The sequence below is a fragment of the Devosia sp. Soil_C_22 genome (genome assembly GCF_057657195.1).
The window spans coordinates 191,274-216,039 of the sequence record NZ_JBDGIY010000002.1 but is presented as its reverse complement, the minus strand read 5'-3'; the positions used below and the strand labels follow the sequence as shown (position 1 = coordinate 216,039).

Genomic DNA, 24,766 nt, shown 5'->3' with positions numbered 1-24,766 from the left:
GTCGGCGCCTCCCTCCCCCTTGCGGGGAGGGATCGAGGGTGGGGGTGGAGCGGAGATCACCGATGGACCCCCACCCCCGGCCCCTCCCCGCAAGGGGGAGGGGAGCAGGTTGGGTGCGCGCTCGTCACCGATACCCAGCCGCCTGCAGCTCGAACAGCTCTGCATACCGCCCGCCATTGACCATCAGCTCGGCATGCGTGCCCTGTTCTTCCACCTTGCCGTCGGCCAGCACCACGATGCGGTCGGCCATGCGGACGGTGGAGAAGCGGTGTGAGATGAGCACGGCGGTCGTGCCCTCGGCGAGGTTCTTGAAGCGCGTGAACACCTCGGCTTCGGCGCGGGCGTCGAGCGCGGCGGTGGGCTCGTCGAGGATGATGATCTCGGCGTCGCGCATATAGGCGCGGGCGATGGCCAGCTTCTGCCACTCGCCGCCACTGAGGTCGTGGCCCTTGGCGAAGGTGCGGCCGAGCATCTGGTCGTAGCCTTCCGGCAGCTTCTGGATCACCGGGTCTGCGAGGCTCTGTTGGGCGGCGCTGACGATGCGGTCGCGGTCGGCGGCGGCCTCGATGCGGCCCACGCCGATATTGTCGGCGGCGCTGAACGAGTAGCGCAGGAAATCCTGGAAGATGGCGCCGATATGGTTCCGGAGATCCGCCAGCGCGAACGCGCGGATATCGATGCCGTCGACGGTGATCCTGCCCTCGTCCGGGTCATACAGGCGGGTCAGGAGCTTGACGATCGTCGTCTTGCCGGCGCCGTTCTCGCCGACGAGCGCGAGGGTCTCGCCGGCCGGGATGGTGAAGCTCAGGTGGCGGACGGCCCAGGTCTCCGAGCCCGGATAGCGGAAGCCGACATCCTCGAACACGATGCCCTGCCGCACGGGGACCGGGAAGGGGCGCGGGCTCTTGGGATCGGTGATGGCCGGCTTGATCTCGAAGAAGCTGAACAGGTCGTCGAGATAGAGCGACTGCCCGGCGATCTGCGTGAAGCCGATGAGGATCTGCTGCAGGTAGCCGTTGAGCTGCGAAAAGCTGCCCGACAGGAACACCAGCGTGCCGATCGAGAACTCGCCATGCAGCGTGCGCCAGACGATGTAGGCGTAGGCGGCATAGTAGGTGAGGGTCGAGATCGACGCGAGAAGGCCCGTCTGCAGGGCGCGCCGGATCGAGAGGTTCCGGTTCTCTATCAGGATCTGGTCGCTCAGCGTCTTGAACCGGCCCGAGAGGAAGCCGCCCAGCCCGAACAGCTTGATCTCCTTGGCGCTTTCGGCGCTGGCGCCGATCTGGCGCAGGTACTCGAGCTGCCGCCGCTCGGGGGAGCGGGAATGGGAGATCCAGTAGGCGAGGCGGTTGAACTTGAACTCGCCCCACACGGCCGGGATCAGCGCCAGCGCGAGCAGCCCGATCAGCAGTGGGGCGTAGATGAACAGGCCCGCCGCGAGCGCGATGGCGGTGATCACCGCCTGCGCCTGGCCGAACAGCTGCGAGATCACGGTGGAGCGCGAGGCGGCCTGGCGGCGGGCGCGCTCGAGGCTGTCCTGGTACTCGGACTGCTCGAAATGCTTGAGGTCGAGATTGGCGGCGTGCTGCATCAACTCGAGGCTGACCGCGTTCGAGTGCGCCTCGCCGAGGATGTTGTCGATGACGTTGATGGCGCGGTTCAAGGCGTCGCGGGCGAAGACGAGCACGAACTCGCCACCGAGCAACAGCGTCAGGTAGGTGAGGCGGCCGCTGTCGAGCCAGTCGGCGAGCTCGGGGCCGGGGACACCGAGGCTGGTCTGGTGCACCACCTCGTCGATGATCAGCTTGGTGAACAGCAGCACCAGCGGCGGCTGGATGGCAACGATCAGGCGGAGGACGATGGAGAGCGAGAGCAGGAACGGGCTGGTGCGCCACATCTGCGCGAACAGCCGCCCGAGATGGCGGAAGGTCTTGAGCCGCTCGCCCTTGTCGAAGGGCAGCGTATCGGGAATGTCGGCGCCGTACTGGCCGCCGCCCCCTCGTCGCCCACCGCCTGCCGGTCCGCGTGCCATCATCCTGCTCCGAAATGGAAAAAGCCCGGGGCCAATGCCCGGGCTGTCCTCAACATAGGTCCGATTCGGACTTTTTCTAGAGCGGGGTGATCGGTCAGGCAGCGCGGGTGAAGGTGATCTCGCCGGGAGTATTAAGCTTCCGCGGCCGCACGACGATCTCAACATCCTGGTTGAACGCGGTCAGAAACGCCATCAGCCGCTCGACGGAATACTCCCGGAAGTTGCCATGGAACATGCGTGAGACCTCCGGCTGGGTAATGCCCATAAGCTCGCCCGCCCGGGCCTGCGTCAGCTTCAGCTCGGTGGTGACCCGGTAGAGTTCGGCAACGATCTGCGCCTTGAGGAAATGCCCCTCGGCGTCCGGGAGGTTCAGCTCCGCGAAGACATTCTGCTGGCTGTCGTGTGCCTTGGGCTTGGTCATTGCATTCGACCTAGCGCTTGCGCGCGCTGTACCGCGTCAGCTGCAATAGAGGTTCCCGAAGCTGTCGGTACGACATGTTGTACCATCACTACCGTAAGTGTTGCCGAAGCTATCGGTACGCCAGCTGTTTCCTTCGTTGTCGTGCGTATTTCCGAAGCTGTCAGTCCTGTAGGAGCTGCCATCGCTTCCATAGGTATTGCCGAAACTATCGGTGCGCCAACTATTACCGTGGTTGTCGAACGTGTTGCCGAAGCTATCAGTTCGGTAGTTGGTTCCGTTGTCGCAATACGTATTGCCAAAGCTGTCCGAGCGGCACGAAAGCGACTGGGCTAAGGTGACAGAGCCAAGAAGCAAGAATGCCCCAATGGCGAGAAGAATGCGCAAACTCATCAGGACTCCCCCAAAACTAGGCCCCTAGTTAGCTGTGCGTATATCATGCTGCAACCGTCAATCTGACTACCCAAACAAAAGGACCCCTGCCGAGGCAGGGGTCCTTCGTTCGTCATTGTGCCTTTCGCTTACAGCGTCCGGGTAACCTGCTCGACGCGGAAGCATTCGATGACGTCGCCGGCGCGGATGTCTTCGTAGTTCTCGAAGGCCATGCCGCATTCCTGGCCCATCGGCACTTCCTTGACTTCGTCCTTGAAGCGCTTGAGCGTCTTGAGCTTGCCTTCGTGGATCACGACGTTGTCGCGCAAGAGGCGCACGCCGGCGCCGCGTTCCACGATGCCCTCGGTGACACGGCAACCGGCGACCTTGCCGACCTTGGTGATCGAGAACACTTCGAGGATCTCGGCGTAGCCGATGAAGGTCTCGCGGCGCTCCGGCTTCAGCAGGCCCGACATGGCCGCCTTCACGTCATCCACGAGGTCGTAGATGATGTTGTAGTAGCGGATCTCGATGCCCTCGCGGGTGGCGAGGTCCTGCGCCTGCTTGTTGGCGCGGACGTTGAAGCCGATGATGATGGCATTCGAGGCCGAAGCCAGCGTCACGTCGGATTCGGTGATGGCGCCCACGCCGCTCATCAGGATCTGCGCCGACACTTCGTCGGTCGAGAGCTTGTTGAGCGAGGCGTTGATCGCCTCGACCGAGCCCTGCACGTCGCCCTTGATGATCAGCGGGAACTTGGCGATGCCCGAGGCCTTGAGCTGGTTCATCATCTGCTCGAGGCTGGTGGCGCCGCCGCCGGCCGTCTTCTCGCGGATGGCGCGCTGGCGGTACTCGGTGACCTCGCGGGCCCGGGCTTCGGTCTCGACCACCGAGAAGCGGTCGCCCGCGCTCGGCACGCCGGTGAAGCCCAGCACCTCGACCGGCACGGACGGGCCGGCTTCCTTGACCTGCTCGCCCTTGTCGTTGATCAGGGCGCGGACGCGGGCGAACTCGGTGCCGGCGACGAGGATGTCGCCGATGCGAAGCGTGCCGCGCTGCACCAGCACGGTCGCCACCGCACCGCGGCCGCGATCGAGCTTGGCCTCGATGACGAGACCCTCGGCGCGCCCGTCGCGGGCAACCTTGAGCTCGAGCACTTCGGACTGCAGCAGGATGGTTTCGAGCAGCTTGTCGAGGCCGGCCTTGGTGACCGCCGACACTTCGACGTCCAGCGTCTCGCCGCCCATCGATTCGACGAACACTTCGTGCTGGAGCAGCTCGGTGCGGACGCGCGTCGGGTTGGCCGACGGCTTGTCCATCTTGTTGATGGCCACGATGATCGGAACCCCGGCCGCCTTGGCGTGCTTGATGGATTCGATCGTCTGCGGCATCACGCCGTCATCGGCCGCCACCACCAGAACCGCGATATCGGTCGCCTGGGCGCCGCGGGCACGCATGGCGGTGAACGCCTCGTGGCCCGGGGTATCGAGGAAGGTGATCTTCTGGCCGTTCTTCTCGACCTGGTAGGCGCCGATATGCTGGGTGATGCCACCCGCTTCGCCGGCGACCACATTGGCTTCGCGGATCGCGTCGAGCAGCGAGGTCTTGCCGTGGTCGACGTGACCCATGATGGTCACGACGGGCGCGCGGTCGGTCAGATCCTCGGCCTTGTCGTCGGCCGGGATGTCGAACAGGCCTTCTTCCACGTCGGCATCGCTGACGCGCTTGACCGTGTGGCCCAGCTCGGTGGCGATGAGTTCGGCGGTGTCGGCATCGAGGATATCGTTGATCTTCACCATCTGACCCTGCTGCATCAGGATCTTGATGACGTCGACGGCGCGCTCGGCCATGCGGTTGGCCAGTTCCTGGACGGTGATCGCCTCGGGAATGGTCACTTCACGCGAAAGCTTGGGTGCAGCCTGCTGGTTGCGGCCCATCTTCTTGTCGCGCCGGCGGCGCATGGCCGCCAGCGAGGGACCGCGATCGCGATCGGACTCGGTGGTGGCGCTCGACAGCGTCAGGCGCGAACGGGCAAAGGCTTCCTCGCCGGCACGGCGGGTCGGCCGCTCCGGCGTCGCCGGCACGCGGGCAGCACCGCCGCGGCGGGCATTCTCGAGCTCATTGGCGCTGACCAGCGGCCGGGCGGCCGGAGCCGAACGGGTCTTGCGGCCATCGGCCTCGGACGGCGGCGCGGGCGGCACGTTTGCGCCGGGAGCGGCAGGCGTCGGACGGCGCTGCGGTCCACGCTCGGCGGCACGGGCGGCCGGCGACACGCGCGGCTCGCGCGATACGGTCGAAACTTCCGCGACCTCGGCCACGGCCTTCTCGGCCTCGATGGCGCGCTGGCGCTCTTCCTCGGCGCGCTGGGCCTCCTCGCGGAGTGCCCGGCGGCGGGCATCCTCCTCGGCGCGACGGGCTTCCTCGGCGCGGGCGCGGGCCTCGTCCTCGGCCTGGCGGCCGGCGGCTTCGCGCAGGGCGCGGGCCCGGGCATCAGCTTCCGTGGCGCTGAGGCCGGCCGGACGCCCACCCGGTGCGCCACCGCGCATCGGCGGACGCGAGCCGCCCGAACGATTGTCGTAGCCGCCGCGGTTCTGCGACGGACCACCCTGCGGACGGCCTTGTGGAGAGCCCTGCGGACGGCCCTGGCCGCCGGCGGGGGCGCCATTGCCCTGCGGGCGCGCCGGAGCCGAACCCGTATTGCCATGCGGCACGTGCGGCGGCGAACCGGCCGGCACGAAACGGGTGCGCTTCTCGACGACCACGGTCCGCGACGAACGTGCCATGTTCGGGCGGTTCCCCAGGTTGGGAGCCCCCTTCAATGACAGCGTCTTCTTGCCGCCGGCACCAGAGTCTTCGCGCTTGTCGTCGTTATCAGCCATGTATTCCGCGTCTTCCTTCACGAAACGAGCCCGTGAAAGTGCGTTGCCGCGCTTTCCGAACACGTCCGATAAATCCGGGTCAGGGGGCGGCGTAGCGCTGCCGCGCCGCTCAGATAACCCATTTAATTGGCAATGTAACGGGCTAGTCTTTCGGCCCGTTGCACCGCCGCCTGGGCCGCGCCCCCTTTAGTGAGCGCAGCATGTATCACATTTTCGATCCCGAGTGCCAAACCCATTTGGCCCGAATCGAGCAATTCGAAATGCGGGGTTTCCGAGGGGTTGAGACCCATCTCTTCCGCCGCTTTCGTATACCCCCTGAGCGAGCCCAGGAGCTTGTTCCGTCCGTCCTCGGCCGCATCGGTCGCGGTGAGGAGCGCCAGTACTTCGCCCGCCTCGATGGCGGACTTGACCTTGCCGGCGCCGTTGAGCAGCTGCCCCGCCTTCTTGGCCAGCGACAGCGCCGAGAGGTAGCGCTCCGTCAGCCGCCGCCGGGTCAGTCCGCTCAGGTCGTCCGGCACCTTCACCTCGGCCTTGAGGCTCCTGGCGAAGGCCTTCTTCTTCTGCGCCTCGGCGACCTGCTTCTCGCCCAGGCTGATCCAGACGCCGCGGCCATCGGCCTTGCCGTCCGTATCGGGCACCAGCTCGCCGTCGGGAGAGACGACGAAGCGGATGAGGTCGGCAATGGGCTTCACTTCACGGGTGAGGGCGCATTGCCGTTCTGTTTCTTCACGCGCGGGCACCGGGCAACCAGACGCCCGATTACGCGGGCGCTCCTTCTTCTTCGACCGGCTCTTCGGCCGCGGCGAGATCGGCCTCGGTAATCCAGCCGGCCTTGAGGCGAGCCTGCAGGATCATTTCCTCGGCTTCCTCGCGGCTGACCGGGAAGTCCTTGAAGGTGCCGTCGAAACGCTTGGTCTCGCCGTCCTTCCGCTCGGTCCAGCCGACGAGGTCGTCGGCGGCGCAGCCGGCAAAATCCTCGACGGTCTTGATGTCTTCCTTGCCCAGCGCGACGAGCATGGCCGCATTCAGGCCCGGGATTTCGTAGAGCTCGTCGGCAACGCCCAGCGTGATGCGCTCGTCGTCGTTGGCCTTCTCTATGGCGGCGAGATAGTCGGCCGCGCGCTGCTGGATTTCCCCGGCAGTTTCTTCGTCGAAGCCCTGGATCGAGGAAATTTCCGAAAGGTCGATATAGGCAAGTTCCTCGACCGACGAGAAGCCTTCGGAAGCCAGTAGTTGGGCAACCATCTCGTCAACATCAAGGGCTTCCATGAACAAAGCCGACCGCTCGGTGAATTCCTTCTGCCGGCGCTCGCTCTCTTCCTGCTCGGTGAGGATGTCGATATCCCAGCCGATCAGCTGCGAAGCGAGGCGCACGTTCTGGCCGCGGCGGCCGATGGCGAGCGACAGCTGCTCGTCGGGCACCACCACTTCGATGCGCTCGGCCTGCTCGTCGAGCACCACCTTGGCCACATCGGCCGGCTGCAGCGCCGAGACGACGAGATCGGCGATGTTCTCGGTCCAGGGAATGATGTCGATCTTTTCGCCCTGCAGTTCCGCAACCACGGCCTGCACGCGCGAGCCGCGCATACCGACGCAGGCGCCGACCGGATCGATCGAGGAATCGTTGCTGGTCACGGCGATCTTGGCGCGGCTGCCCGGATCGCGGGCGATCGAGCGGATATGGATGATGCCGTCGTAGATTTCCGGCACTTCCTGCTGGAAGAGCTTGGCCATGAACTGCGGATGGGTGCGGCTGAGGAAGATCTGCGGCCCGCGCTGCTCGCGGCGGACGTCGTAGATATAGGCGCGCACGCGGTCGCCGTAGCGATAGAGCTCGCGCGGGATCAGTTCGTCCCGGCGGATGATGGCTTCACCACGGCCCAGGTCGACGATGACGTTGCCGTATTCGACGCGCTTGACCGTGCCGTTGACGATCTCGCCGACGCGGTTGATGTACTCTTCATACATGCGGTCGCGCTCGGCATCGCGCACCTTCTGCACGATGACCTGCTTGGCCGACTGGGCGGCGATGCGGCCGAATTCGATGGGCGGCAGCGGCTCGGTCAGGAAATCGCCGAGCTTGGCGCCGTCGGCCTTGGCCTTGGCGTATTTGAGCTCAATCTGGCGGGCCGGCTCTTCGACGGCTTCGACCACTTCGAGCAGCCGCCACAGGCGCAGCTCGCCGGTGCGCGGATTGATCTCGGCGCGCACATTGGTCTCGGCGCCATAGCGGGTCTTGGCCGCCTTCTCGATCGCGTCCTGCATGGACTCGATGACGATCATGCGGTCGATCGACTTCTCGCGGGCAACGGCATCGGCGATCTGGAGCAGCTCCAGGCGGTTCGCGCTAACGGCCATTTCTAGTTCGTCTCCTCTGCAGAGTCGGCAGTATCTTCGTCGGACGGAAGCTCGACGGTCTCGATGTCGTCGCCTTCGTCGATGGGGAATTCTTCCTGGTCCACCTGCGCCATGTTCATGAGCTTGTCGGTCATCACCAGCTTGGCGTCGGCCAGCAGCATCAGCGGCAGCTTGTGGTCGGGATCGGTGTCTTTCGGCGCATCGGGCAGGGTGATGGTCACCGTGTCGGCGTCCACGGCCTTGATAATGCCGCGGAAGCGCTTGCGGCCATCGAGCAGGTCGGTCAGCTCGATCTTGGCCTCATGGCCGATATAGGTGGCGAAATCGCGGGCCCGGACCAGCGGACGGTCGATGCCGGGCGAACTCACCTCGAGATGATACTCGCGGTCGATCGGATCCTCGACGTCGAGCACCGGCGAGACGTCTTTGCTCAGCCGCTCGCAATCGGTGATGGTGAAGCGGCCGTTCGCGTCCTCGGCCATGATCTGCAGCGTGAGCCCGTTCTCCTGGCTCATCTTGATGCGCACGAGGCTGTAGCCGAGATCGTTGGCGATGGGCTCGACGATGCGCGCAATGCGCGCCTCGAGGCCGGTTTCCTTGATGTATCGCTTTTCGGTCAGATCAAACGCCATAAGGGCCCTGAAAACAAAAAGAGCGGGGGCCGGTCAGGCACCCACTCCGCTTTACAGCCAGAGATGTTGTTGGCGCTCATATAGCGCCGATGCATCCGCCACGCAAGTATGACGGTCCTGTCGTTGTCTCCATCGTCTGTGAACGATAGAGTGGTGGCCTCCCTTCTGCCTCCAACTCAACGGACATCGCTATGGAATACCGCCGCTTGGGCAAGTCTGGCCTCAAGGTCAGCGAATTTTCTTTCGGCGCCTGGGTCACCTTCGGCAAGCAGGTCGGCGAAGACGCTGCCGCTTCGATCATGGCCCACGCCTACGATAACGGCATCAACTTCTTCGACAATGCCGAGGGCTACGAGACCGGCAATGCCGAGCGCGTCATGGGCGAGGCGCTGAAAGCGCTGAACTGGAGCCGCGACAGCTATGCGGTGAGCTCGAAGGTGTTCTTCGGCGGCAACGGCAAGGCGCCGATCCAGCGCGGCCTCTCGGCCAAGCACATCCACGATGCCGCCAACGACGCGCTGAAGCGCCTGCAGGTCGACTATCTCGACCTCTATTTCTGCCACCGCCCCGACCTCGACACCCCGATCGAGGAAACCGTGCGGGCCATGCACAATCTGATTACGCAGGGCAAGGTCATCTACTGGGGCACGTCGGAGTGGACGAGCCAGCAGCTGACCGAGGCCTATGCCGTGGCGCGCCAGTACGGCCTCACCCCGCCGACCATGGAGCAGCCCGAATACAACCTGTTCCGCCGCGAGAAGGTGGAGAGCGAGTTCCTGCCGCTCTACAACCTGTTCGGGCTGGGCACGACGATCTGGTCGCCGCTCGCCTCGGGCATCCTGACCGGCAAGTATAATGACGGCATCCCGGCCGACTCGCGCATGAACCTCCCCGGCTACGAGTGGCTGAAAGCCCGGCTCGACAGCGACAAGGGCCGCGCCGAGCTCGCGAAGGTCAAGCAGCTCGCCGACCTCAGCAAGGAGATCGGCATCCCGATCCACTACCTGGCGCTGCTCTGGTGCCTCAAGAACCCGAACGTGTCGACCGTGATCCTCGGGGCGTCCAAGCTGAGCCAGCTCAAGGACAATCTCGAGGCCTTGAAGCACAAGGACAAGCTGACGCCGGACGTGATGGCGCGGATCGAAGAGATCGCTGCGAACAAGCCGGAAGGCCCGCGCAGTTATCTGTAGGCTGCTCGCGACGTCGCGACACGCACAATGACGGCTCCCCTCCCCCTTGCGGGGAGGGGCTGGGGGTGGGGGTCCATCGGGAATCACCGGACCACCCCCACCCTCGATCCCTCCCCGCAAGGGGGAGGGAAGCCCGACTGCCAGGCCCTGAGTTCTACAACCCCAGCCGCTTCCTCAGCTCTGCGCTGGTGACGGTGCCGGCTTCCGCCTTCCCGGCGACGAGGTCGTGGCCGAGCTGGGCGAGGGCGGCGTTGAGCGGGACCGGGGCGCCGGCCAACCTTCCGATCAGGGCGATCTCGCCGTTGAGATAGTCGGTCTCGATGCTGCCGGCGCCGCGCTTGAGGCTTTGCGTCGAGGAGCTGCCGGCACGCTGCGCGCCCTCGACCTTGCCCATGTCGACCACGCCCTGGCGGCGCGGATCGTCGCGCTTGATCGCTTTCCACTCGAGCCCCGCGGCGCCATAGGCGGCGCGGCCTTCGGCGCGCACCGCGTCCATGGTCTCGGCATCGGTATTGCCGTGGCCCATGGCGGCATCGACGACGTTGCCGAGGTTTTCAAGCAGCTTGCCGCGCTTCGACTGCATCACGTCATCGGCCGTGAAAGCGGCGAAGTTGGCGGCGATCAGCATATCGACGAGCTTGCTGGCGGTCGCATCGAGCCCGCTCGGATAGCAGCCGACGTCGAACATGCCGTGGCGTGGCGTGCCGTAGCAGATGACCTCGCCCGGCGTGGTGTAGTCCGCCGGGATCATCACGGTGACGCCGTAGACCTTGGCGAAATGGCGCAAGGCCAGCCGCTCGTTGTTGAGCCCGTTCTGGAAGCAGAATACCGGTTGGCTGGACGCGCCGGCTTCGACCAGCGCATCCAGGGCCTCGGCGGTATCCTGCGATTTCATGGTGAGGAGGATCGCGTCATCGGGGCGAAACTCGATCTCCGACGGCTTGCCGACCACCGGGAAGCGGATGCGCTCGTCGCCGGCCGGGGTGCGGAAGTTGAGGCCGTCGGCCTTGATTGCCTCCAGCATCCTGCCGCGCGCGATGCCGATGACCTCGGTGCCGGCCCGGGTGAGTGCCGCGGCGAGGGCCCCGCCGACCGCGCCCAGACCATAGACGATGATGCGCATGCCAAATTCCTCCAATTATCGGCGGCGACCTTGGCGGCTCGGGCGGCAAGGGGCAACCCAGCCGTAAGACGGATCGGGCTTGACCCGGCCCCTGGGGCAGCCCGGATAGAGGGGCGGTCAACGAACGGGAGATGATTCGTGAGCGCAACCGATGAGTTTCTGAATGCCTCCGAGGCCGCGCGGCGGCTCGGTGTATCGGCCAAGGCCCTGCGCCTTTACGAGGAGCGCGGCCTCATTCGCCCGCTCCGCAGCGAAGCCGGCTGGCGCACCTTCGGGCCGGTGCAGATGGAGCGGGCCGCCGAGGTCGCGGCGCTGCGTGCGCTGGGACTGAGCCTCGCCCAGGTGGCCGCCGTGCTGAACGGCGATGCGGCGACGCTCGACGCCGCGCTCGCCGCCCACCAGGGCGCGCTCGACGGTCGGATGAAGGATATTGCCGGCGCCATGGAGAGGGTAAGGGCGCTACGCGCACGGCTCGCCGAAGGGCGGACGCCGGAGGCTGGTGCGGTGGCAGGCGTGCTGGGCGAGGTTCGGTCGGTGGCGTTCGAGCTGCCCTGGCCGTGGGGCGGTGAGCGCTTCGAGCTCAGCCGCATCGCGCCGATCACCTACATTGTCGGCCCGCTCGGCAGCGGCAAGACGCGGCTGGCCGAGGCGATCGCAGCGGCGATCCCCGGCGGCGCGTTCGTCGGGCTGGATCGGACGGCCGTGCTCGATGATCCGGCGGTAAGCGCGCGGGTGGAGGAGACGGTGGGCTGGCTGGTCGAGGATGGCGCGACGCCGTCTGACGCGCTGCTGGCGGTGGTCGCCTGGATCGAGCGTGAGGGGCCCTCGGCCCTGGTGTTCGACCTGATCGAGCAGGGGCTCGACCAGCCGACGCAGGAGGCGCTGGTGGCGCTGCTGCGGCACCGGGCCAATCCGGCGCGGCCGCTGTTCCTGATGACGCGGTCCTCGGCGTTCCTCGACCTGGAGGCGGTGGGGGCGAACGAGGCGATCATCCTCTGCCCGGCCAATCACAGCCCGCCGGTGCTGGTGGCGCCCTATCCTGGCGCGCCGGGTTACGAGGCAGTGGCGATGTGCCTGGCGAACCCGGAAGTGCGGAAGCGGACTGAGGGGACGGTGGCGGTTCGGCCGGCGGGTTGAGGAAGCGTGCCCTGCCGATAGAAACGGCCCCCTCCCGGCCTCCCCCACAAGGGGGGAGGTGAAGAGTTGGCCTGCGGCCTTTGCTCACCGTTGTGCCCTAGAGATACCCCCACCCCTGTCCCTCCCCGCAAGGGGCAGGGAGATGCTCGAACAACTACCGCGCCTTGTGGGACGAAGGTTTATGAGCGCAGGTCACCTCCCCCCTTGCGGGGGAGGGACAGGGGTGGGGGGTACTCTTCCCGCCCTTACTTCTCCCAGGTCACCGCATCCGTCTTCGCGCCGAGCCCTTCGAGCGTGCCGCGCAGGTCCTTCACCATGTCGTCGGGGCCGCAGAGGTAGAAGTTCTGGCTGATGTCGTGGACGTGGCGGCGCAGGAACGTCTCGTTGATGCGCTCGTGCAGCACGCCATTGGCATTGGGGTCGTCGGTCAGCGTCCAGGTGACATCAAGCCCGTCATTGGCCATGGCCTCGAATTCGGAGCGGAGGATGATGTCGTCGGCGCGCTTGTTGGAAACGATCAGCCGGTGTCCGTCGAGTTTCCCGTCGGCCTGCAGCTGGCGCAGGATGGCGATGAACGGGGTGACGCCGGCGCCGCCGGCGATGAAGGCGCCGGGACCCTTATAGGTGATGGTGCCCCACGGGTCGCGGATGATGAGGCGATCGCCTTCCGACAGCTCCCACAACGCCTTGGTCACCCCGTCATGGTCGAAATAGGACTTGATGGTGAATTCCAGATCGTCCCAGTCATTGAGCGCGGTGAAGGTGAAGGGGTTCTTCTTTTCGCGGAAACCCTCGCGATCGATGGACACGTCGGTGGCCTGTCCCGGCTCGAACTTGAAGCCGGCGGGCTTTTCAAGCGTGTAGCGACGCACGTTGTGCGTGATTTTTTCGATTTTCCGGATTTTTACGCTGTGCTGCACGGGCCTGCTCCCTGTTGGCACCAAGACACGCGAAATGGTGTCCGGGTTGCAGCGTGAAACGTCGGCAAATCGTCCGCAAGCCCCGCTGCGAGCTTTGGTTTCGCAAGTGAAACCTACCCCCCTCGAGGCACGTGGGTTTCTCCCGAGAAGGTGGCGATCTCGACCGTAACCCTCTGCACGACATTGATAATTTCAACCCCCGCGAATGCAGATTTTGTGTCTTGCGGCGCAGCGGACGGAGGACGATCTCCCTGTTGTCCAGAAAACGAAAGGGACACTGAAATGAACAAGATCGCTTCTGTTGGCCTCGCGGCCGTTCTCGTTACCTCGGCTTTCGCGGCGCCGGCCTTTGCCAGCTTCCGTGAGTTCGACCCCGACTTTATCGGTGCTCAGCTCGTGGAGCGCGGCGTGAACGTTGCCGACCATAACGGCATTGCCGACGTGCACCTGACGGGCAAGGATACCATCCGGGCCGTGGTCAAGCTGTCGGACGGCTCGACCCAGTTCCAGTATTTCGATCTCGATACCCTGCGCCCGCTGAATGGTGGCGCCGTTGCCTCTGAGCTGGTTACCGACTGATCGGCAGCCTCTCACCACGATCCGGCCGGTTGCGACCGGCCGGACCGCGACCAAGATGGCCGCGCTCAAGGAGTGCGTCCCGACCAGCAGGCATCACGGCTAGCCGGAATATTCCGGCCACCGCCGTGATCCGGGCGGTCAAGTAGCGATGCGGAAGACTTCGATGTCGCCCTCGCGGGCATCGAAGGTGGCTCGGGCCTCGACGACCTGGTGCCAGTGCCGTGAGGCAAACGATTCGAAGGCCTCGAACGCCTTCAGCGCCTCGAGGCCGAGCTCGGTCACCGCGTAGTCGACACGCGGCGGAATGGTGGCGTAACTGGTGCGTGAGATGAAGCCATCCCGCTCCAGCGCCCTGAGGCTCGACGTAAGCGCCTTCTGCGAGATGCTGCCGATATCGCGCTGCAGCTCGGAAAACCGCATGGTGTCGCGCCTGAGGTGCAGCATCACCACCAGCGTCCACTTGCTGTTGCGGCTACTCAGGATGTCTTCGATGGCGATGTAGTTGATCGCCGTCCGAGGCTGGTGCTGACCCATAAACATAACTCCGTGCGGCGCCGCCAGCCCCCGCGGCCGCGCCCAAAATCCTACGTATGCTTACGATATTGTTGCTTGCCGCCCCTTATGGAAGGGGATCGCGGCAATTTCAATGACGGGTTGCCTAAACGTTCTGTTAAATCGCGGTAAGCTGCGGGATGGGTCAGCTGCGCGTAAAGCTCAGGTAGAAGCTGATGTTTCGGCCTTCCAGCCGGGCCTTTTCCTCGTAGCGCGTCGGCTCCCAGCCTGCGTATGGCTCATGCCAGCTACGCGGCCGGCTCGGGGCAAAACTGAACTCCGGGGCGCGCAGGATGTGGGCCAGCGTCCAGTTCGCATAGTCCTCGATATCGGTGGCGAAGTGGAAGATGGCGCCGGGCCTGAGCGTGCGGGCGAGCTCGCTGAGCGTCAGTGGCGAGATGAAGCGGCGCTTGTGGTGGCGCGTCTTCGGCCACGGATCGGGATAGAGCAGGTAGGCGCGGTCGAGCGAGGCGTCCGGCAGCTTCTGCAGCAGCTTCAGCGCATCGTCGGTGAACAGGCGCACATTGGTGAGGCCGTCCTCGTCGATCTTTTCGACCAGCTTGGCGATGCCGCCCGAAAATACCTCGCAGCCGATGAACCCGGTCGCGGGGTTTTCACGCGCCTGCCGGGCGAGGTGCTCGCCGCCGCCATAGCCGATCTCGAGCACGACCTGTTCGGGCGGGGTGGGAAAGAGCGTGCGCGGGTCGAGCGTCTCCTCGCCCAGCGTGATCTCGAGCGAGGGCAGGAACTGCTTGAACAGCCGGTCCTGCCCCTTGTGCAGGCGCTTGCCGGAGCGGCGCCCGAAAAAGGCGCGCGGCTCGCCGGAGACGTTCAGCGGGTGGTGGGGTTTGGCGGGCTGCTCGGGCTTTTCAGTCATGAGCGTCCCCTACACCACGATGTCATTCCGGCGAAGGCCGGAATCCATCCTGAGGTGGTGCGGCATATGGTGGCTGATCGAAATATCTCAGGATGGGCCCCGGCCTTCGCCGGGGTGACCCTGTGGGTTGGGCTAGCTCAGCGGCTCAAGCCGCCTTCACCGCGGCCTTAAGCGCCGGGACCAGGTCGGTTTTTTCCCAGCTGAACGAGCCGTCGCGGCCGGGCTTGCGGCCGAAGTGGCCGTAGGCCGAGGTCTTGGCGTAGATCGGCTTGTTGAGGTCGAGATGGGTGCGGATGCCGCGCGGCGAGAGGTCGAACACCTCGCCGAGCACGGATTCGAGCTTACTTTCCTCGACCTTGCCGGTGCCGTGCAGGTCGACATAGATCGACAGGGGCTTCGCGACGCCGATGGCGTAGCTGAGCTGGATCGTGGCGCGATCGGCGAGGCCGGCAGCGACGACGTTCTTGGCGAGATAGCGCGCCGCATAGGCGGCCGAGCGGTCCACCTTGGTCGGGTCCTTGCCCGAGAAGGCACCGCCGCCATGCGGGGCCGCGCCACCATAGGTATCGACGATGATCTTGCGGCCAGTAAGGCCGGCATCGCCATCGGGGCCGCCGACCACGAACTTGCCGGTCGGGTTGACGTGCCAGACCGTGTCCTTCCCGATCCAGCCTTCCGGCAGGGCGGCGCGCACATAGGGCTCGATGATCTGGCGCACGTCCTCGGAGGTCAGCGCAGCATCGACATGCTGGGTCGAGACCACGATCTGGGTGACGCCGACCGGCTGGCCGTTCTCGTATTTCACCGTGACCTGGCTCTTGGCATCGGGGCCGAGCTTGATCGCGGCGCCTTCGCCGGCCTTGCGGGCAATGGTCAGCGCCTCGAGGATCTTGTGGGCGTAGTAGATCGGGGCGGGCAGCAGTTCCGGGGTCTCGCGGCTGGCATAGCCGAACATGATGCCCTGGTCGCCGGCGCCGACATCCTTGTTGCCACTCTCGTCGACGCCCTGCGCGATATCGGCCGACTGACCGTGCAGCAGCACATCGATCTTGGCGGTCTTCCAGTGGAAGCCCGACTGCTCGTAGCCGATGGCCTTGATCGCCTTGCGGGCGGTCGACTTGAACTTGGCCGGGTTGACCACCGGGGCGCCCGAGGCATCGGTCAGCACCTTGCCGTCCTTGCCCTTTTTCAAGAGCGTATCGGGCACGCGCACTTCGCCGGCGATGACGACGCGGTTGGTGGTGGCCAGCGTCTCGCAGGCGATGCGCACCTTGGCCGGATCCATGCCGGTCTTCTTGGCTTCGCGGAACACCAGGTCGACGATCTCGTCGCTGATGCGGTCGCAGACTTTATCCGGATGACCCTCGGATACCGATTCAGAAGTGAACAGGTAGGAAGTGCGAGCCACGGCGAAACCCCCGAAAAGTGCCCATAAATCGCGAAAAACGCGAGGTTGGCGCGATTAGTGCCACTCGGACCGTGCGCGGTCAAGAGATATAAAGGAAGCTTTATGTCTTGATGCGGCGCCGCTGCAGAAAATTCATGCGATCCGCCGCGGCCGGCGCGCCGCCAGCAGCGAACCGAGAATGCCGAGCGCTACCGCCAGCCAGAAGGGCAGGTCGCCGAGCCGGTTGAAGATGGTGCCGCCGGCCAGCGGTTCGGACGGCACGACGTCGAGCACGCCGATCTCGTTTTCGGCCAGCTGTGCGACGACGCGACCGAGCGGATCGACGCTGAGGGTGACGCCGGAATTGGCGGCGCGCAGCATGGGGAGGCCCGTTTCGACGGCGCGCATGCGGGCGTGCTGCGCGTGCTGCGCCGGACCGATCGAGCCCATGAACCAGGCGTCGTTGGTGACATTGAGGATGAACTGCGCCGCCCCGACATCCTCGGGGTCGCCGATATCGCCGGGGAACACCGCTTCGTAGCAGACGAGCGCGAGGAAGGCCGGCGAGCCGGGCGGGCGCATCAGCCGGCGGCCATCGCCCGGGGCCCAGCCATTGGTGCCGGGCACGAACTGGTTGATACCGAACATGCGCCAGAAGCTCTGGAACGGCAGATATTCCCCGAACGGCACGAGGTGCGATTTGTCGTAGCTCGCGACCATCTCGCCATTGCTGTCGAGCGCAAGGATTGAGTTGTAGCCCGGGTTGTCGGGGATCGGCAGGCCGTCGTCATCGAGGGCTTCGCGCGGCGCGCCGGTGAGCAGCAGGGTCGTATCCGGCAGCATGCGGGCGATGAGCGCGATGCCGTCGGGATAGTTGGTGAGAAAGAACGGGAACACCGATTCCGGCCAGATCAGGTGCGTGATGGCGGGCAGACCCTTATCGGTGGGGCTGAGCTTGCTTTCCGAGAGCTGGATCAGGTGGTTGACCACATCGGCCGGCTGGGCGCCGCTCCAGTCGGCATGGTCGAGGATCATCGGCTGCACCATGCGTACACGCATGTCGGTGCGTTCGGTGAGCGTCGTGGTGGTGAGCCGCCAGTTGCCATAGCCGACCTGCGCGGCGAGCGCGGCGACGGCGAGGAACAGTGGCAGCAGCCGGGCGACGAGGTTGCGCTGGTCGGCCGGCCAGATCAGCGCCGGCGTCATGGCGAGGAGCGCCGCAAGGAAGGTGAGGCCGTAGGTGCCGATCACCGAAGCGAGCTGGGCCATCTCGTCATTGGCGGTGAGCGCATAGCCGATCAGGTCGAACGGAAAGCCCGAGAACAGATGTCCGCGGCCCCATTCGGCCAGCGCGAGGAAAGCGGCGAGCGTTACGATGCGGAAGCCGCCGGTCGACCAGACGAGATGGGCGAGCGCGCTGCCGAGCCCCCAGAACAGCGAGAGGATCGCCGCCAGCCCGACAATGGCGAACGGCATCAAGACGAGGAAGATGCCGCCCTGCTGCAGGAAGGCTGCGCCGAGCCAATGCAGCGCCACGGTGAAATAGCCGAGCCCGAAGGCAAAGCCGATGGCGAAGGCCGGGCCGAGGATCAGGCGCCAGCCGCGCTTACGCTCGGCCCCGTCCAGCGCCCACACCCAGACCGGCAAAGCGAGGAACAGCGCCGGCAGTAGGAAGAACGGCGGCACCGACGCGGCGGCGAGTGCGCCGGCCGCAACCAGGATCAAGAAACGGCGCCAGCCATGGGCTAGCATCACGGTCTCGGCGAGCCAGGTCATCAGCCGCGGGGCGCTCGAATCAGGGGCATGTGGCAAGGTCGCGGGACGCGGCCAGCCGGTCAAGGCTCGGATAGCTCAAGTTGGAGTGTGTAGGACGACATGACTGTGAACTGGGACGTGACAACGCCCGAGGCGGCCGGTTTTGCCGCCAATCTCGAGCGCAAGTTCGAGGCCGGGCTGGAATCGGGGCTGCTGCGCGATTTCCATACGGTGGCGGTGAGCCGCAACGGCCAGCTGGTGCTGGAGCGCTATTTCGAGGGTCGCGACGAGGCCTGGGGCGACGATCTCGGCACTGTCGTGTTCGGCCCCGAGACGCTGCACGACCTGCGCTCGGTGACCAAGAGCATCACGAGCCTGCTCTACGGCATCGCGCTCGACAAAGGACTCGTGCCGCCGCTCGACGCGCCGGTGGTGGATGCCTTCCCCGAATACCCGGACCTCGTCGCCGACCCGGCGCGGCGCAAGGTGACGATCGAGCACACCTTCAACATGGCGATGGGCATGGAGTGGGACGAAAACAAGCCCTACACCGACCCGACCAATTCCGAGATCGCCATGGAAATGGCGCCCGACCGCTACCGCTTCATCCTCGACCGGCCGATCGTGGGCGAACCGGGCAAGGAATGGATCTATTCGGGCGGCGCGGTGGCGCTGATCGGCGCGCTGATCACCCGGGGCACCAAGCAGTCGCTGACCGGGTTTGCCCGCGAAAACCTGTTCGGGCCGCTCGGCATCGACGACTTCTTCTGGTTTGCCGGCGCCGATGGCGAGGAATCGTCAGCCTCGGGCCTGCGGCTGACGACACGCGGGCTGCTGCGCATCGGCGATATGCTGGTCAATGGCGGCGTCTACGGCGGCCGGCAGATCGTGCCGAAATCCTGGATCGACGCCTGCCTGACGCCCTCGATCCACCTGCCCGACGGCCTCGGCTACTCGCGCCTCTGGTATCTCGGCGACGCGCCGGTGCGCGCGCTGGGAAAGCAGGCGCCCTGGGCCGGCGGCTTCGGCAATGGCGGCCAGCGCCTGTTCCTCTGCCCGGAAGCCGGCACCGCCACGGTGGCCTATCTCGGCATGTACAATGACTGGTCGAGCTGGATCGTCCCGACGCGCTTCTGGCGCGAGATGGTGCTGCTGAACCTACAGCGGGCGTGACGCTAGATCAGGTCGTCGATGGTAAGGCGGAGGGCGGCTGCGATGCGCGCCAGGGCGGCGACGCTGCCCTCCTTCTTGCCGGTCTCGAGCTCGGACAGATAAGCCGCGCTGATCTCGGCCTGCTGCGCCAGTGCGGTGGCAGAGAGGCCGCGATACTCGCGCCAGACACGGATCTTGTTCTCGCCGTCCAGAATTCGGTCGACCATTGCTGAGGGGATGAATTCGTCGCGACCAGCTGCAACATCGGCCAGCACCTTGTCGGCTGCTGCGATGTCCAGCGCGTCGATGAGCGCCTCGTATTCTTCGAGGGGCATCACAACCATCGTCTCGCCGCCGGGCGTAGTGATCTTCTGGAGCTTATTCATATACATCTCCACGAGGGCCGATCTTGACGACCTCAAGGACGCGATATCGATCATCCATGATCACCCGCCAATCGCCGACGCGCAGGCGGATGTAGGGTGACCCGACGAGGGCCTTCACGTTGTTGGCGAGGCTCGCTGGATTTTCGGCATACTGCGATACCTTTTCGCGGATGCGTCTTGCTTCGTTGGCCGGCATGCGCTGCAGGACCTTCGTTGCCGTGCGCACATAGATGACCTCACGCATGGGTCAACAATTAGCTCAAAGCGAAGCGGCGGACAACGAGTTATTCGCTTCCGGCTACATCCGACCAGCTCACCACATCGCCTTCGACGCGTGCCAAGGCGAGCGTTGGTCGCGCCGGTCGGACGCTGTTGGCCGAGTGCAGGTACATCTGCGCCGATCGACCATCGGTGAGCGCGACGGTCCGGCGCTCGTAGTCGACGCCGACGCGTTCGAACAGGTCGAGCGCTGCCAGCAGATCGTCGTCGACTTCGAAGAGCTCGCCGGCGATGCGGTGCGTTCCGCCCGCGCTGACATCGGGGACCAACCGGCCGGGGCGGCTGACGGAGTCGTATTCGTTGAGCGTGAAGGCGGCGTCGCGTGTGGTGGCGGGGCCGATGAAGCGGGCGCCGGCCATGCGGTCGAAATTGCGTTCGGCGCGTTTCAGCGTGCCATAAACGAAGACCAGACGGCCCATGCGGCTATGACTCGCCGACCGGCGCCGTCGTAGTGTCCTCGGGCGCCTTGGTCACCGGCGGCTTGGGCGGCCGCGGCTTGGGCTGTTTCGAACGCTTGATCTTGACGCGCTTGACCTGCCGGCTATCGGCCTGCAGCACCTCGAACTCGAAGCCCTTGATGCCGTTGACGATCTCGCCCTTGGCGGGGACGTGGCCGGCGAGTTCGAAGACGAGACCGCCAAGTGTGTCGACTTCGTCGGCATGGCTGCCGGGGTCGAAATCGGGGCCGATCACTTCGCGCACTTCATCGAGCTCGGCGCGGGCCGAGGCGATGAAGACGTTCGAGTTGACCTTGCGGACCAGCGCGACATCGTCGTCATGCTCATCCTCGATCTCGCCGACCACGGCTTCGAGCAGGTCCTCGATGGTGACGAGGCCGTCGGTGCCGCCATACTCGTCGATGACCACGGCCATGTGCACGCGCTTCAGCTGCATCTGCGCCAGGAGGTCGCCCACCGGCATAAGCGGCGGCACGAACAGCACCTGGCGGACGATATCGAGCTTTTCAAGCCGCGAGCGCAGCGGAGTGGAGACGAGCTTCACCGGCTGGGTCGCTTCCGGGTCGGTCACCGGCTCGGTGATCCGGCGCAGCGCGTCCTTGACGTGGATGAGGCCGATGATGTTGTCGAGGCTGTCGCTATAGACCGGCATGCGCGAGTGGCCGACCTGCCGGAAGCGCGCCACCAGCGTGCCGAGCGTCTCGGTATTCTCGATCGCCTCGATATCGGCGCGCGGAATCATCACGTCCTCGACCCGCTTCTCGCTGAGTTCGAGCACGTTCTTGAGGATGGTCCGTTCGGACTGGGTGAAATCGGCGGTACCGCCGTTTTCCTCGTTCTCGAGCGCGACCTCCAGGTCGTCGCGCAGCGAAACCGTGCGCATGGCGACAAGGCCGCGCAGGCGGTTCCAGATTTTCTGCCCCCACCTTTGCGTGGGGGCGGGACTAGAAGGAGGCTCGCCGTTCGACTTGGCGGGGGCCGGCTTCCTGGCCGGCGAGGACGACGTGTCGGATTCGTTCATCAGGGTGGCCGCCGGGTCGGGCAGCCTTCAATTGATCGGAGCCGCTAATCTAGCTATCGGCGTAGGGATCGGCAATGCCGAGTGCGGCAAGAATCTCGGTTTCGAGCCCTTCCATCTCCTCGGCCTCGTCGTCCTCGATATGATCGTAGCCGAGCAGATGCAGGAAGCCATGCACCACGAGATGGGTGAAATGGGCCGTAAAGCTGATGCCCATCTCCTCGGCTTCGCGCACCAGCGTTTCGCGCGCGAGGATGATGTCGCCGAGCAGGCCCGAGACCGGCGCGAACGGCTCGATCTGCGGAAAGCTCAACACATTCGTGGTCTTGTCGATGCCGCGCCATTGCTGGTTGAGCTCCTGCTGCTCGGCATCGTCGGTGAGGACGACCGAGAGCTCGGTGACCCCGACGATCTCGGGCTTGGCCTGCTTGACGGCCTCGCGGATGGCGCGATCGGTGAGGGCCTCGAGATCCTCGGGCCAGCCTTCGGAGTTGACCGCGAAGGCGATAGAAAGCGGCGATTTAGTCACGGTGTGATCGAACCATCTCGGAGTATCATCCCTGCGAAAGCAGGGATCCAACTACCCTCCCGCACCGGCTGCGCCATGGATCCCAGCTTTCGCTGGGATGACAGCCGGTGGGGAGGCAGAATAAGCGTCGCCGTTTACGGCTTCGGGGCCTGCGCGGCGAGCCGGCGGGCGGTATCGGCCTCGTAGGCGCGGACGATCCGGCCGACGAGCGCATGGCGCACCACGTCCTTGTCGTTGAAGCGCGACACGTGCACGCCTTCGATGCCGTCGAGCAGGTCGACCGCTTCGATGAGGCCGGACTTCTCGCCGCGCGGCAGGTCGACCTGGGTCGGATCGCCGGTGACGATCATCTTGGAGTTCTCGCCCAAGCGGGTCAGGAACATCTTCATCTGCATCGAGGTGGTATTCTGCGCCTCGTCGAGGATGACCACGGCGTTGGCGAGGGTGCGGCCGCGCATGAAGGCGAGCGGCGCCACTTCGATGATGCCCGAGGTGATGCAGCGCTCCACATGCTCGGGGCGCATCATGTCGTAAAGCGCGTCGTAGAGCGGGCGGAGATAGGGGTCGACCTTCTCCTTCATGTCGCCCGGCAGGAAGCCCAGGCGCTCGCCGGCTTCGACGGCAGGACGGGAAAGGATGATGCGGTTGATGTCGCCGCGTTCGAGCAGCGTCGCGGCATGGGCGACCGCGAGATAGGTCTTGCCGGTACCGGCCGGGCCGACGCCGAACACCAGCTCGGCCCGGTCCATGGCGCGCATATAGGCGTCCTGCGCCGGGGTGCGGGCGACAATGGTGGCCTTGCGGGTGGCGATCTGGGCCATGCGGACGCGACCCTTCTTTTCGAGGGTGGGCAGCGTCAGCTGGCTGTCCTCGGTCTCGACCATGCGGATGACGCCGTCGACGGTGGCGACATCGACCTGCTGGCCTTCCTCGAGCTGCTCGTAGAGCGATTCCAGCACGCGCCGGGCCTGATCGACGGACGTGGCGCCGCCCTTCAGCATGACGTGATTGCCGCGCGGCGTCGCCTGCACGCTGAGACGCTGCTCGATCAGGGCAAGATTCTGGTCGAAATCGCCGTAGAGCTGGGCGACGAGCTTGTTGTCTTCAAACGCGAGTTCAAGCTGGGAGGACGGGCCTTGGTCGAAAGACGGGGGCAAATGCCTGCTCAAATCTCTGGTAGCTCCACTTTGATGGTCGCCCGGTCGAACCGGAAAAGTCTACAACTTTTCCTGACCAGGCTCCTAGTAGCAGCCTCAGATATGGGCCGCGACGGCTTGAGACTCAAGAACGCTAGCAGGATTCGGTTCCGCGACTGTGACAATCTTGCCAGTCAGTGAATTATTCCCCGCCGCGATGATTTCGACTGGCACGATCTGGCCGATGAGCCGGGTCGGCCCATCCATGTGCACCGCCTGCAGGTAAGGCGAGCGGCCACCGACCTGGCCGGGCATGCGGCCGGGCTTTTCGATCAGCACCGGCAGGGTGCGGCCGACGACGGAGCGCAGGAAGGCGCGCATCTGCTCGGTGATCAGCTCGTTGAGCCGGGCGAGGCGCTCGGTCTTGATCGCTTCCTCGATCTGGCCATCCATCGTGGCGCCGGGCGTGCCGGGGCGGATCGAGTATTTGAAGGTGAAGGCCGAGGCATAGCCGACCTCGCGCACGATGTTCAGCGTGTCCTCGAAATCGGCATCGGTTTCGCCCGGGAAGCCGACGATGAAATCGCCCGACATCGCCATGTCCGGCCGGGCCGCCTTGATGCGATCGAGCACGGCCATGTACTCGGCCACGGTGTGGCGGCGGTTCATCGCCTTGAGGATGCGGTCCGAGCCCGACTGCACCGGCAGATGCAGATACGGCATCAGCGCGTCGAGATCGCGATGCATCTCGATCAGCTCGTCGCTCATGTCGAGCGGGTGGCTGGTGGTGTAGCGGATGCGGGCGATGCCGGGGATCAGCGACAGGCGGTAGCAGAGTTCGCCGAGGCCGACGGTGCGGCCACGCGCGTCGAGCCCGTGATAGGCGTTGACGTTCTGGCCGAGCAAGGTGAGCTCGCGCACCCCGGCTTCGGCGAGGTTCTCGGCTTCGCGCAGCACCTGCTCGAGCGGGCGCGAGGTTTCCGAGCCGCGCGTGTAGGGCACGACGCAGAACGAGCAGAACTTGTCGCAGCCCTCCTGCACGGTGAGGAAGGCGGTGAGCCCGCGCTTGACCGTCACTTCCTTCTTCGCCGCGGGCAGGTGCTCGAACTTGTCTTCCTCGGGGAAGTCGGTGTCGACGACCTTGGCGCCGTTGTGGGCTCGGGCGATCAGCTCGGGCAGGCGGTGGTAGCTCTGCGGGCCGAAGACGAGGTCGACGGCCGGCGCGCGGCGGACGATCTCGTCGCCCTCGGCCTGCGCCACGCACCCGGCCACGCCGATCATCAGGTCGCCGCCGGTGAGCCGGCGCTCGTCGCGCATTTCGCGCAGGCGGCCGATTTCGGAAAAGACCTTCTCCGAGGCCTTCTCGCGGATGTGGCAGGTATTGAGCACGACGAGGTCGGCATCCTCCATCGCCTGCACCGGCTCGTAGCCGTGCGGGGCGAGGGCGTCGGCCATGCGATCGGAATCGTAGACGTTCATCTGGCACCCGTAGGTCTTGACGAACAGCTTCTTCGGCGTGTGCTCGGTCATGCGGCGGAGATACACCGAACGGGACGGGAATCCAAGGAACGCGCCTTTCACTCGAATGTCATCCCTG

The 24,766-nt window shown here is 65.5% G+C and carries 24 protein-coding genes; 4 read left to right on the top strand and 20 right to left on the bottom strand.

Going from position 1 to position 24,766, the window contains the following annotated elements:
- Nucleotides 1-124: 124 nt before the first annotated feature.
- The 7 genes from AC3A6I_RS18085 to rimP all read right to left on the bottom strand — a co-directional run bounded on the left by AC3A6I_RS18085 (nucleotide 125) and on the right by rimP (nucleotide 8,691).
- Complete coding sequence (locus AC3A6I_RS18085; protein ID WP_487545258.1) at nucleotides 125-2,032, bottom strand: ABC transporter ATP-binding protein; 1,908 nt, start codon at nucleotides 2,030-2,032, stop codon at nucleotides 125-127.
- Nucleotides 2,033-2,126: 94 nt separating this feature from the next.
- A complete protein-coding gene (locus AC3A6I_RS18080; protein WP_487545257.1) occupies nucleotides 2,127-2,453 on the bottom strand; it encodes a helix-turn-helix domain-containing protein in 327 nt (108 codons plus the stop codon).
- A 36-nt stretch (nucleotides 2,454-2,489) separates the two neighbouring features.
- The gene (locus AC3A6I_RS18075) at nucleotides 2,490-2,843 is read right to left on the bottom strand and encodes a hypothetical protein (RefSeq protein WP_487545256.1); all 354 of its coding nucleotides are present in this window, start codon (nucleotides 2,841-2,843) and stop codon (nucleotides 2,490-2,492) included.
- Between the two features lie 128 nt (nucleotides 2,844-2,971).
- Nucleotides 2,972-5,701 carry a translation initiation factor IF-2 gene (infB, locus tag AC3A6I_RS18070; RefSeq protein ID WP_487545255.1) on the bottom strand — a complete coding sequence of 910 codons (2,730 nt, stop codon included), beginning with the start codon at nucleotides 5,699-5,701 and terminating at the stop codon, nucleotides 2,972-2,974.
- Nucleotides 5,702-5,823: 122 nt separating this feature from the next.
- The gene (locus AC3A6I_RS18065) at nucleotides 5,824-6,441 is read right to left on the bottom strand and encodes an RNA-binding protein (protein ID WP_487545254.1); all 618 of its coding nucleotides are present in this window, start codon (nucleotides 6,439-6,441) and stop codon (nucleotides 5,824-5,826) included.
- A gap of 19 nt (nucleotides 6,442-6,460) precedes the next feature.
- Nucleotides 6,461-8,059 carry a transcription termination factor NusA gene (gene nusA, locus AC3A6I_RS18060; protein WP_487545253.1) on the bottom strand — a complete coding sequence of 533 codons (1,599 nt, stop codon included), beginning with the start codon at nucleotides 8,057-8,059 and terminating at the stop codon, nucleotides 6,461-6,463.
- Nucleotides 8,060-8,061: 2 nt separating this feature from the next.
- Nucleotides 8,062-8,691: a ribosome maturation factor RimP gene (gene rimP / locus AC3A6I_RS18055; protein WP_487545252.1), complete on the bottom strand. Its 630-nt coding sequence runs from the start codon at nucleotides 8,689-8,691 to the stop codon at nucleotides 8,062-8,064.
- Nucleotides 8,692-8,882: 191 nt separating this feature from the next.
- Between rimP and AC3A6I_RS18050 the strand changes: the two genes are divergently transcribed.
- Nucleotides 8,883-9,881 (top strand): potassium channel beta subunit family protein, encoded by a 999-nt coding sequence (locus AC3A6I_RS18050; RefSeq protein WP_487545251.1) that lies wholly within the window; start codon nucleotides 8,883-8,885, stop codon nucleotides 9,879-9,881.
- A 154-nt stretch (nucleotides 9,882-10,035) separates the two neighbouring features.
- Here AC3A6I_RS18050 and AC3A6I_RS18045 read toward each other — a convergent pair whose 3' ends face one another.
- Nucleotides 10,036-11,004: a ketopantoate reductase family protein gene (locus tag AC3A6I_RS18045; RefSeq protein ID WP_487545250.1), complete on the bottom strand. Its 969-nt coding sequence runs from the start codon at nucleotides 11,002-11,004 to the stop codon at nucleotides 10,036-10,038.
- A gap of 138 nt (nucleotides 11,005-11,142) precedes the next feature.
- On the opposite strand from AC3A6I_RS18045, the gene AC3A6I_RS18040 reads away from it, so the two are divergent.
- Complete coding sequence (locus tag AC3A6I_RS18040) at nucleotides 11,143-12,141, top strand: MerR family transcriptional regulator (protein ID WP_487545249.1); 999 nt, start codon at nucleotides 11,143-11,145, stop codon at nucleotides 12,139-12,141.
- Nucleotides 12,142-12,386: 245 nt separating this feature from the next.
- Here AC3A6I_RS18040 and AC3A6I_RS18035 read toward each other — a convergent pair whose 3' ends face one another.
- Entirely contained in the window at nucleotides 12,387-13,061 is a 675-nt protein-coding gene (locus AC3A6I_RS18035) for an FAD-binding oxidoreductase (RefSeq protein WP_487545248.1), read from the bottom strand.
- Nucleotides 13,062-13,343: 282 nt separating this feature from the next.
- Between AC3A6I_RS18035 and AC3A6I_RS18030 the strand changes: the two genes are divergently transcribed.
- Nucleotides 13,344-13,640, top strand: a complete 297-nt coding sequence (locus AC3A6I_RS18030; protein WP_487545247.1) for a hypothetical protein — start codon at nucleotides 13,344-13,346, stop codon at nucleotides 13,638-13,640.
- Nucleotides 13,641-13,778: 138 nt separating this feature from the next.
- Here the strand turns inward: AC3A6I_RS18030 and AC3A6I_RS18025 are convergent, their stop codons facing one another.
- From AC3A6I_RS18025 to lnt, 4 genes are all read right to left on the bottom strand, one after another.
- Entirely contained in the window at nucleotides 13,779-14,174 is a 396-nt protein-coding gene (locus tag AC3A6I_RS18025; protein WP_487545246.1) for a winged helix-turn-helix transcriptional regulator, read from the bottom strand.
- Between the two features lie 163 nt (nucleotides 14,175-14,337).
- Complete coding sequence (gene trmB / locus AC3A6I_RS18020) at nucleotides 14,338-15,069, bottom strand: tRNA (guanosine(46)-N7)-methyltransferase TrmB (RefSeq protein ID WP_487545245.1); 732 nt, start codon at nucleotides 15,067-15,069, stop codon at nucleotides 14,338-14,340.
- Nucleotides 15,070-15,214: 145 nt separating this feature from the next.
- A complete protein-coding gene (metK, locus tag AC3A6I_RS18015; protein ID WP_487545244.1) occupies nucleotides 15,215-16,477 on the bottom strand; it encodes a methionine adenosyltransferase in 1,263 nt (420 codons plus the stop codon).
- A gap of 132 nt (nucleotides 16,478-16,609) precedes the next feature.
- On the bottom strand, nucleotides 16,610-18,232 hold the full coding sequence (gene lnt, locus AC3A6I_RS18010) for an apolipoprotein N-acyltransferase (protein ID WP_487545243.1): 1,623 nt from the start codon (nucleotides 18,230-18,232) through the stop codon (nucleotides 16,610-16,612).
- Nucleotides 18,233-18,331: 99 nt separating this feature from the next.
- Here lnt and AC3A6I_RS18005 point away from each other — a divergent pair, with 99 nt between their 5' ends.
- Nucleotides 18,332-19,384 (top strand): serine hydrolase domain-containing protein, encoded by a 1,053-nt coding sequence (locus tag AC3A6I_RS18005; protein ID WP_487545242.1) that lies wholly within the window; start codon nucleotides 18,332-18,334, stop codon nucleotides 19,382-19,384.
- A gap of 2 nt (nucleotides 19,385-19,386) precedes the next feature.
- Here the strand turns inward: AC3A6I_RS18005 and AC3A6I_RS18000 are convergent, their stop codons facing one another.
- The 7 genes from AC3A6I_RS18000 to miaB form a co-directional block, all read right to left on the bottom strand.
- Nucleotides 19,387-19,749 (bottom strand): helix-turn-helix domain-containing protein, encoded by a 363-nt coding sequence (locus AC3A6I_RS18000; protein WP_487545241.1) that lies wholly within the window; start codon nucleotides 19,747-19,749, stop codon nucleotides 19,387-19,389.
- Entirely contained in the window at nucleotides 19,742-19,993 is a 252-nt protein-coding gene (locus tag AC3A6I_RS17995; protein WP_487545240.1) for a type II toxin-antitoxin system RelE family toxin, read from the bottom strand. The genes AC3A6I_RS18000 and AC3A6I_RS17995 overlap by 8 nt, the downstream gene beginning before the upstream one ends.
- A 40-nt stretch (nucleotides 19,994-20,033) precedes the next feature.
- Nucleotides 20,034-20,447: a gamma-glutamylcyclotransferase family protein gene (locus tag AC3A6I_RS17990; RefSeq protein ID WP_487545239.1), complete on the bottom strand. Its 414-nt coding sequence runs from the start codon at nucleotides 20,445-20,447 to the stop codon at nucleotides 20,034-20,036.
- Between the two features lie 4 nt (nucleotides 20,448-20,451).
- On the bottom strand, nucleotides 20,452-21,507 hold the full coding sequence (locus AC3A6I_RS17985; RefSeq protein WP_487545238.1) for a hemolysin family protein: 1,056 nt from the start codon (nucleotides 21,505-21,507) through the stop codon (nucleotides 20,452-20,454).
- 49 nt (nucleotides 21,508-21,556) lie between these two features.
- Nucleotides 21,557-22,033 (bottom strand): rRNA maturation RNase YbeY, encoded by a 477-nt coding sequence (gene ybeY, locus AC3A6I_RS17980; protein WP_487545237.1) that lies wholly within the window; start codon nucleotides 22,031-22,033, stop codon nucleotides 21,557-21,559.
- Between the two features lie 134 nt (nucleotides 22,034-22,167).
- Nucleotides 22,168-23,190, bottom strand: coding sequence for a PhoH family protein (locus AC3A6I_RS17975; protein WP_487545236.1), 1,023 nt, complete (start codon nucleotides 23,188-23,190; stop codon nucleotides 22,168-22,170).
- 96 nt (nucleotides 23,191-23,286) lie between these two features.
- The gene (gene miaB / locus AC3A6I_RS17970; RefSeq protein WP_487545235.1) at nucleotides 23,287-24,699 is read right to left on the bottom strand and encodes a tRNA (N6-isopentenyl adenosine(37)-C2)-methylthiotransferase MiaB; all 1,413 of its coding nucleotides are present in this window, start codon (nucleotides 24,697-24,699) and stop codon (nucleotides 23,287-23,289) included.
- Between the last annotated feature and the right edge of the window lie 67 nt (nucleotides 24,700-24,766).

What these genes read in the sequence shown, in the direction of transcription:
- AC3A6I_RS18085 (WP_487545258.1), bottom strand. Translation starts at nt 2,032, where the DNA reads ATGGCACGCGGACCGGCAGGCGGTGGGCGACGAGGGGGCGGCGGCCAG.
- AC3A6I_RS18080 (WP_487545257.1), bottom strand. Translation starts at nt 2,453, where the DNA reads ATGACCAAGCCCAAGGCACACGACAGCCAGCAGAATGTCTTCGCGGAG.
- AC3A6I_RS18075 (WP_487545256.1), bottom strand. Translation starts at nt 2,843, where the DNA reads ATGAGTTTGCGCATTCTTCTCGCCATTGGGGCATTCTTGCTTCTTGGC.
- infB (WP_487545255.1), bottom strand. Translation starts at nt 5,701, where the DNA reads ATGGCTGATAACGACGACAAGCGCGAAGACTCTGGTGCCGGCGGCAAG.
- nusA (WP_487545253.1), bottom strand. Translation starts at nt 8,059, where the DNA reads ATGGCCGTTAGCGCGAACCGCCTGGAGCTGCTCCAGATCGCCGATGCC.
- rimP (WP_487545252.1), bottom strand. Translation starts at nt 8,691, where the DNA reads ATGGCGTTTGATCTGACCGAAAAGCGATACATCAAGGAAACCGGCCTC.
- AC3A6I_RS18050 (WP_487545251.1), top strand. Translation starts at nt 8,883, where the DNA reads ATGGAATACCGCCGCTTGGGCAAGTCTGGCCTCAAGGTCAGCGAATTT.
- AC3A6I_RS18045 (WP_487545250.1), bottom strand. Translation starts at nt 11,004, where the DNA reads ATGCGCATCATCGTCTATGGTCTGGGCGCGGTCGGCGGGGCCCTCGCC.
- AC3A6I_RS18030 (WP_487545247.1), top strand. Translation starts at nt 13,344, where the DNA reads ATGAACAAGATCGCTTCTGTTGGCCTCGCGGCCGTTCTCGTTACCTCG.
- AC3A6I_RS18025 (WP_487545246.1), bottom strand. Translation starts at nt 14,174, where the DNA reads ATGGGTCAGCACCAGCCTCGGACGGCGATCAACTACATCGCCATCGAA.
- trmB (WP_487545245.1), bottom strand. Translation starts at nt 15,069, where the DNA reads ATGACTGAAAAGCCCGAGCAGCCCGCCAAACCCCACCACCCGCTGAAC.
- lnt (WP_487545243.1), bottom strand. Translation starts at nt 18,232, where the DNA reads ATGACCTGGCTCGCCGAGACCGTGATGCTAGCCCATGGCTGGCGCCGT.
- AC3A6I_RS18005 (WP_487545242.1), top strand. Translation starts at nt 18,332, where the DNA reads ATGACTGTGAACTGGGACGTGACAACGCCCGAGGCGGCCGGTTTTGCC.
- AC3A6I_RS18000 (WP_487545241.1), bottom strand. Translation starts at nt 19,749, where the DNA reads ATGAATAAGCTCCAGAAGATCACTACGCCCGGCGGCGAGACGATGGTT.
- AC3A6I_RS17995 (WP_487545240.1), bottom strand. Translation starts at nt 19,993, where the DNA reads ATGCGTGAGGTCATCTATGTGCGCACGGCAACGAAGGTCCTGCAGCGC.
- AC3A6I_RS17990 (WP_487545239.1), bottom strand. Translation starts at nt 20,447, where the DNA reads ATGGGCCGTCTGGTCTTCGTTTATGGCACGCTGAAACGCGCCGAACGC.
- AC3A6I_RS17985 (WP_487545238.1), bottom strand. Translation starts at nt 21,507, where the DNA reads ATGAACGAATCCGACACGTCGTCCTCGCCGGCCAGGAAGCCGGCCCCC.
- miaB (WP_487545235.1), bottom strand. Translation starts at nt 24,699, where the DNA reads ATGACCGAGCACACGCCGAAGAAGCTGTTCGTCAAGACCTACGGGTGC.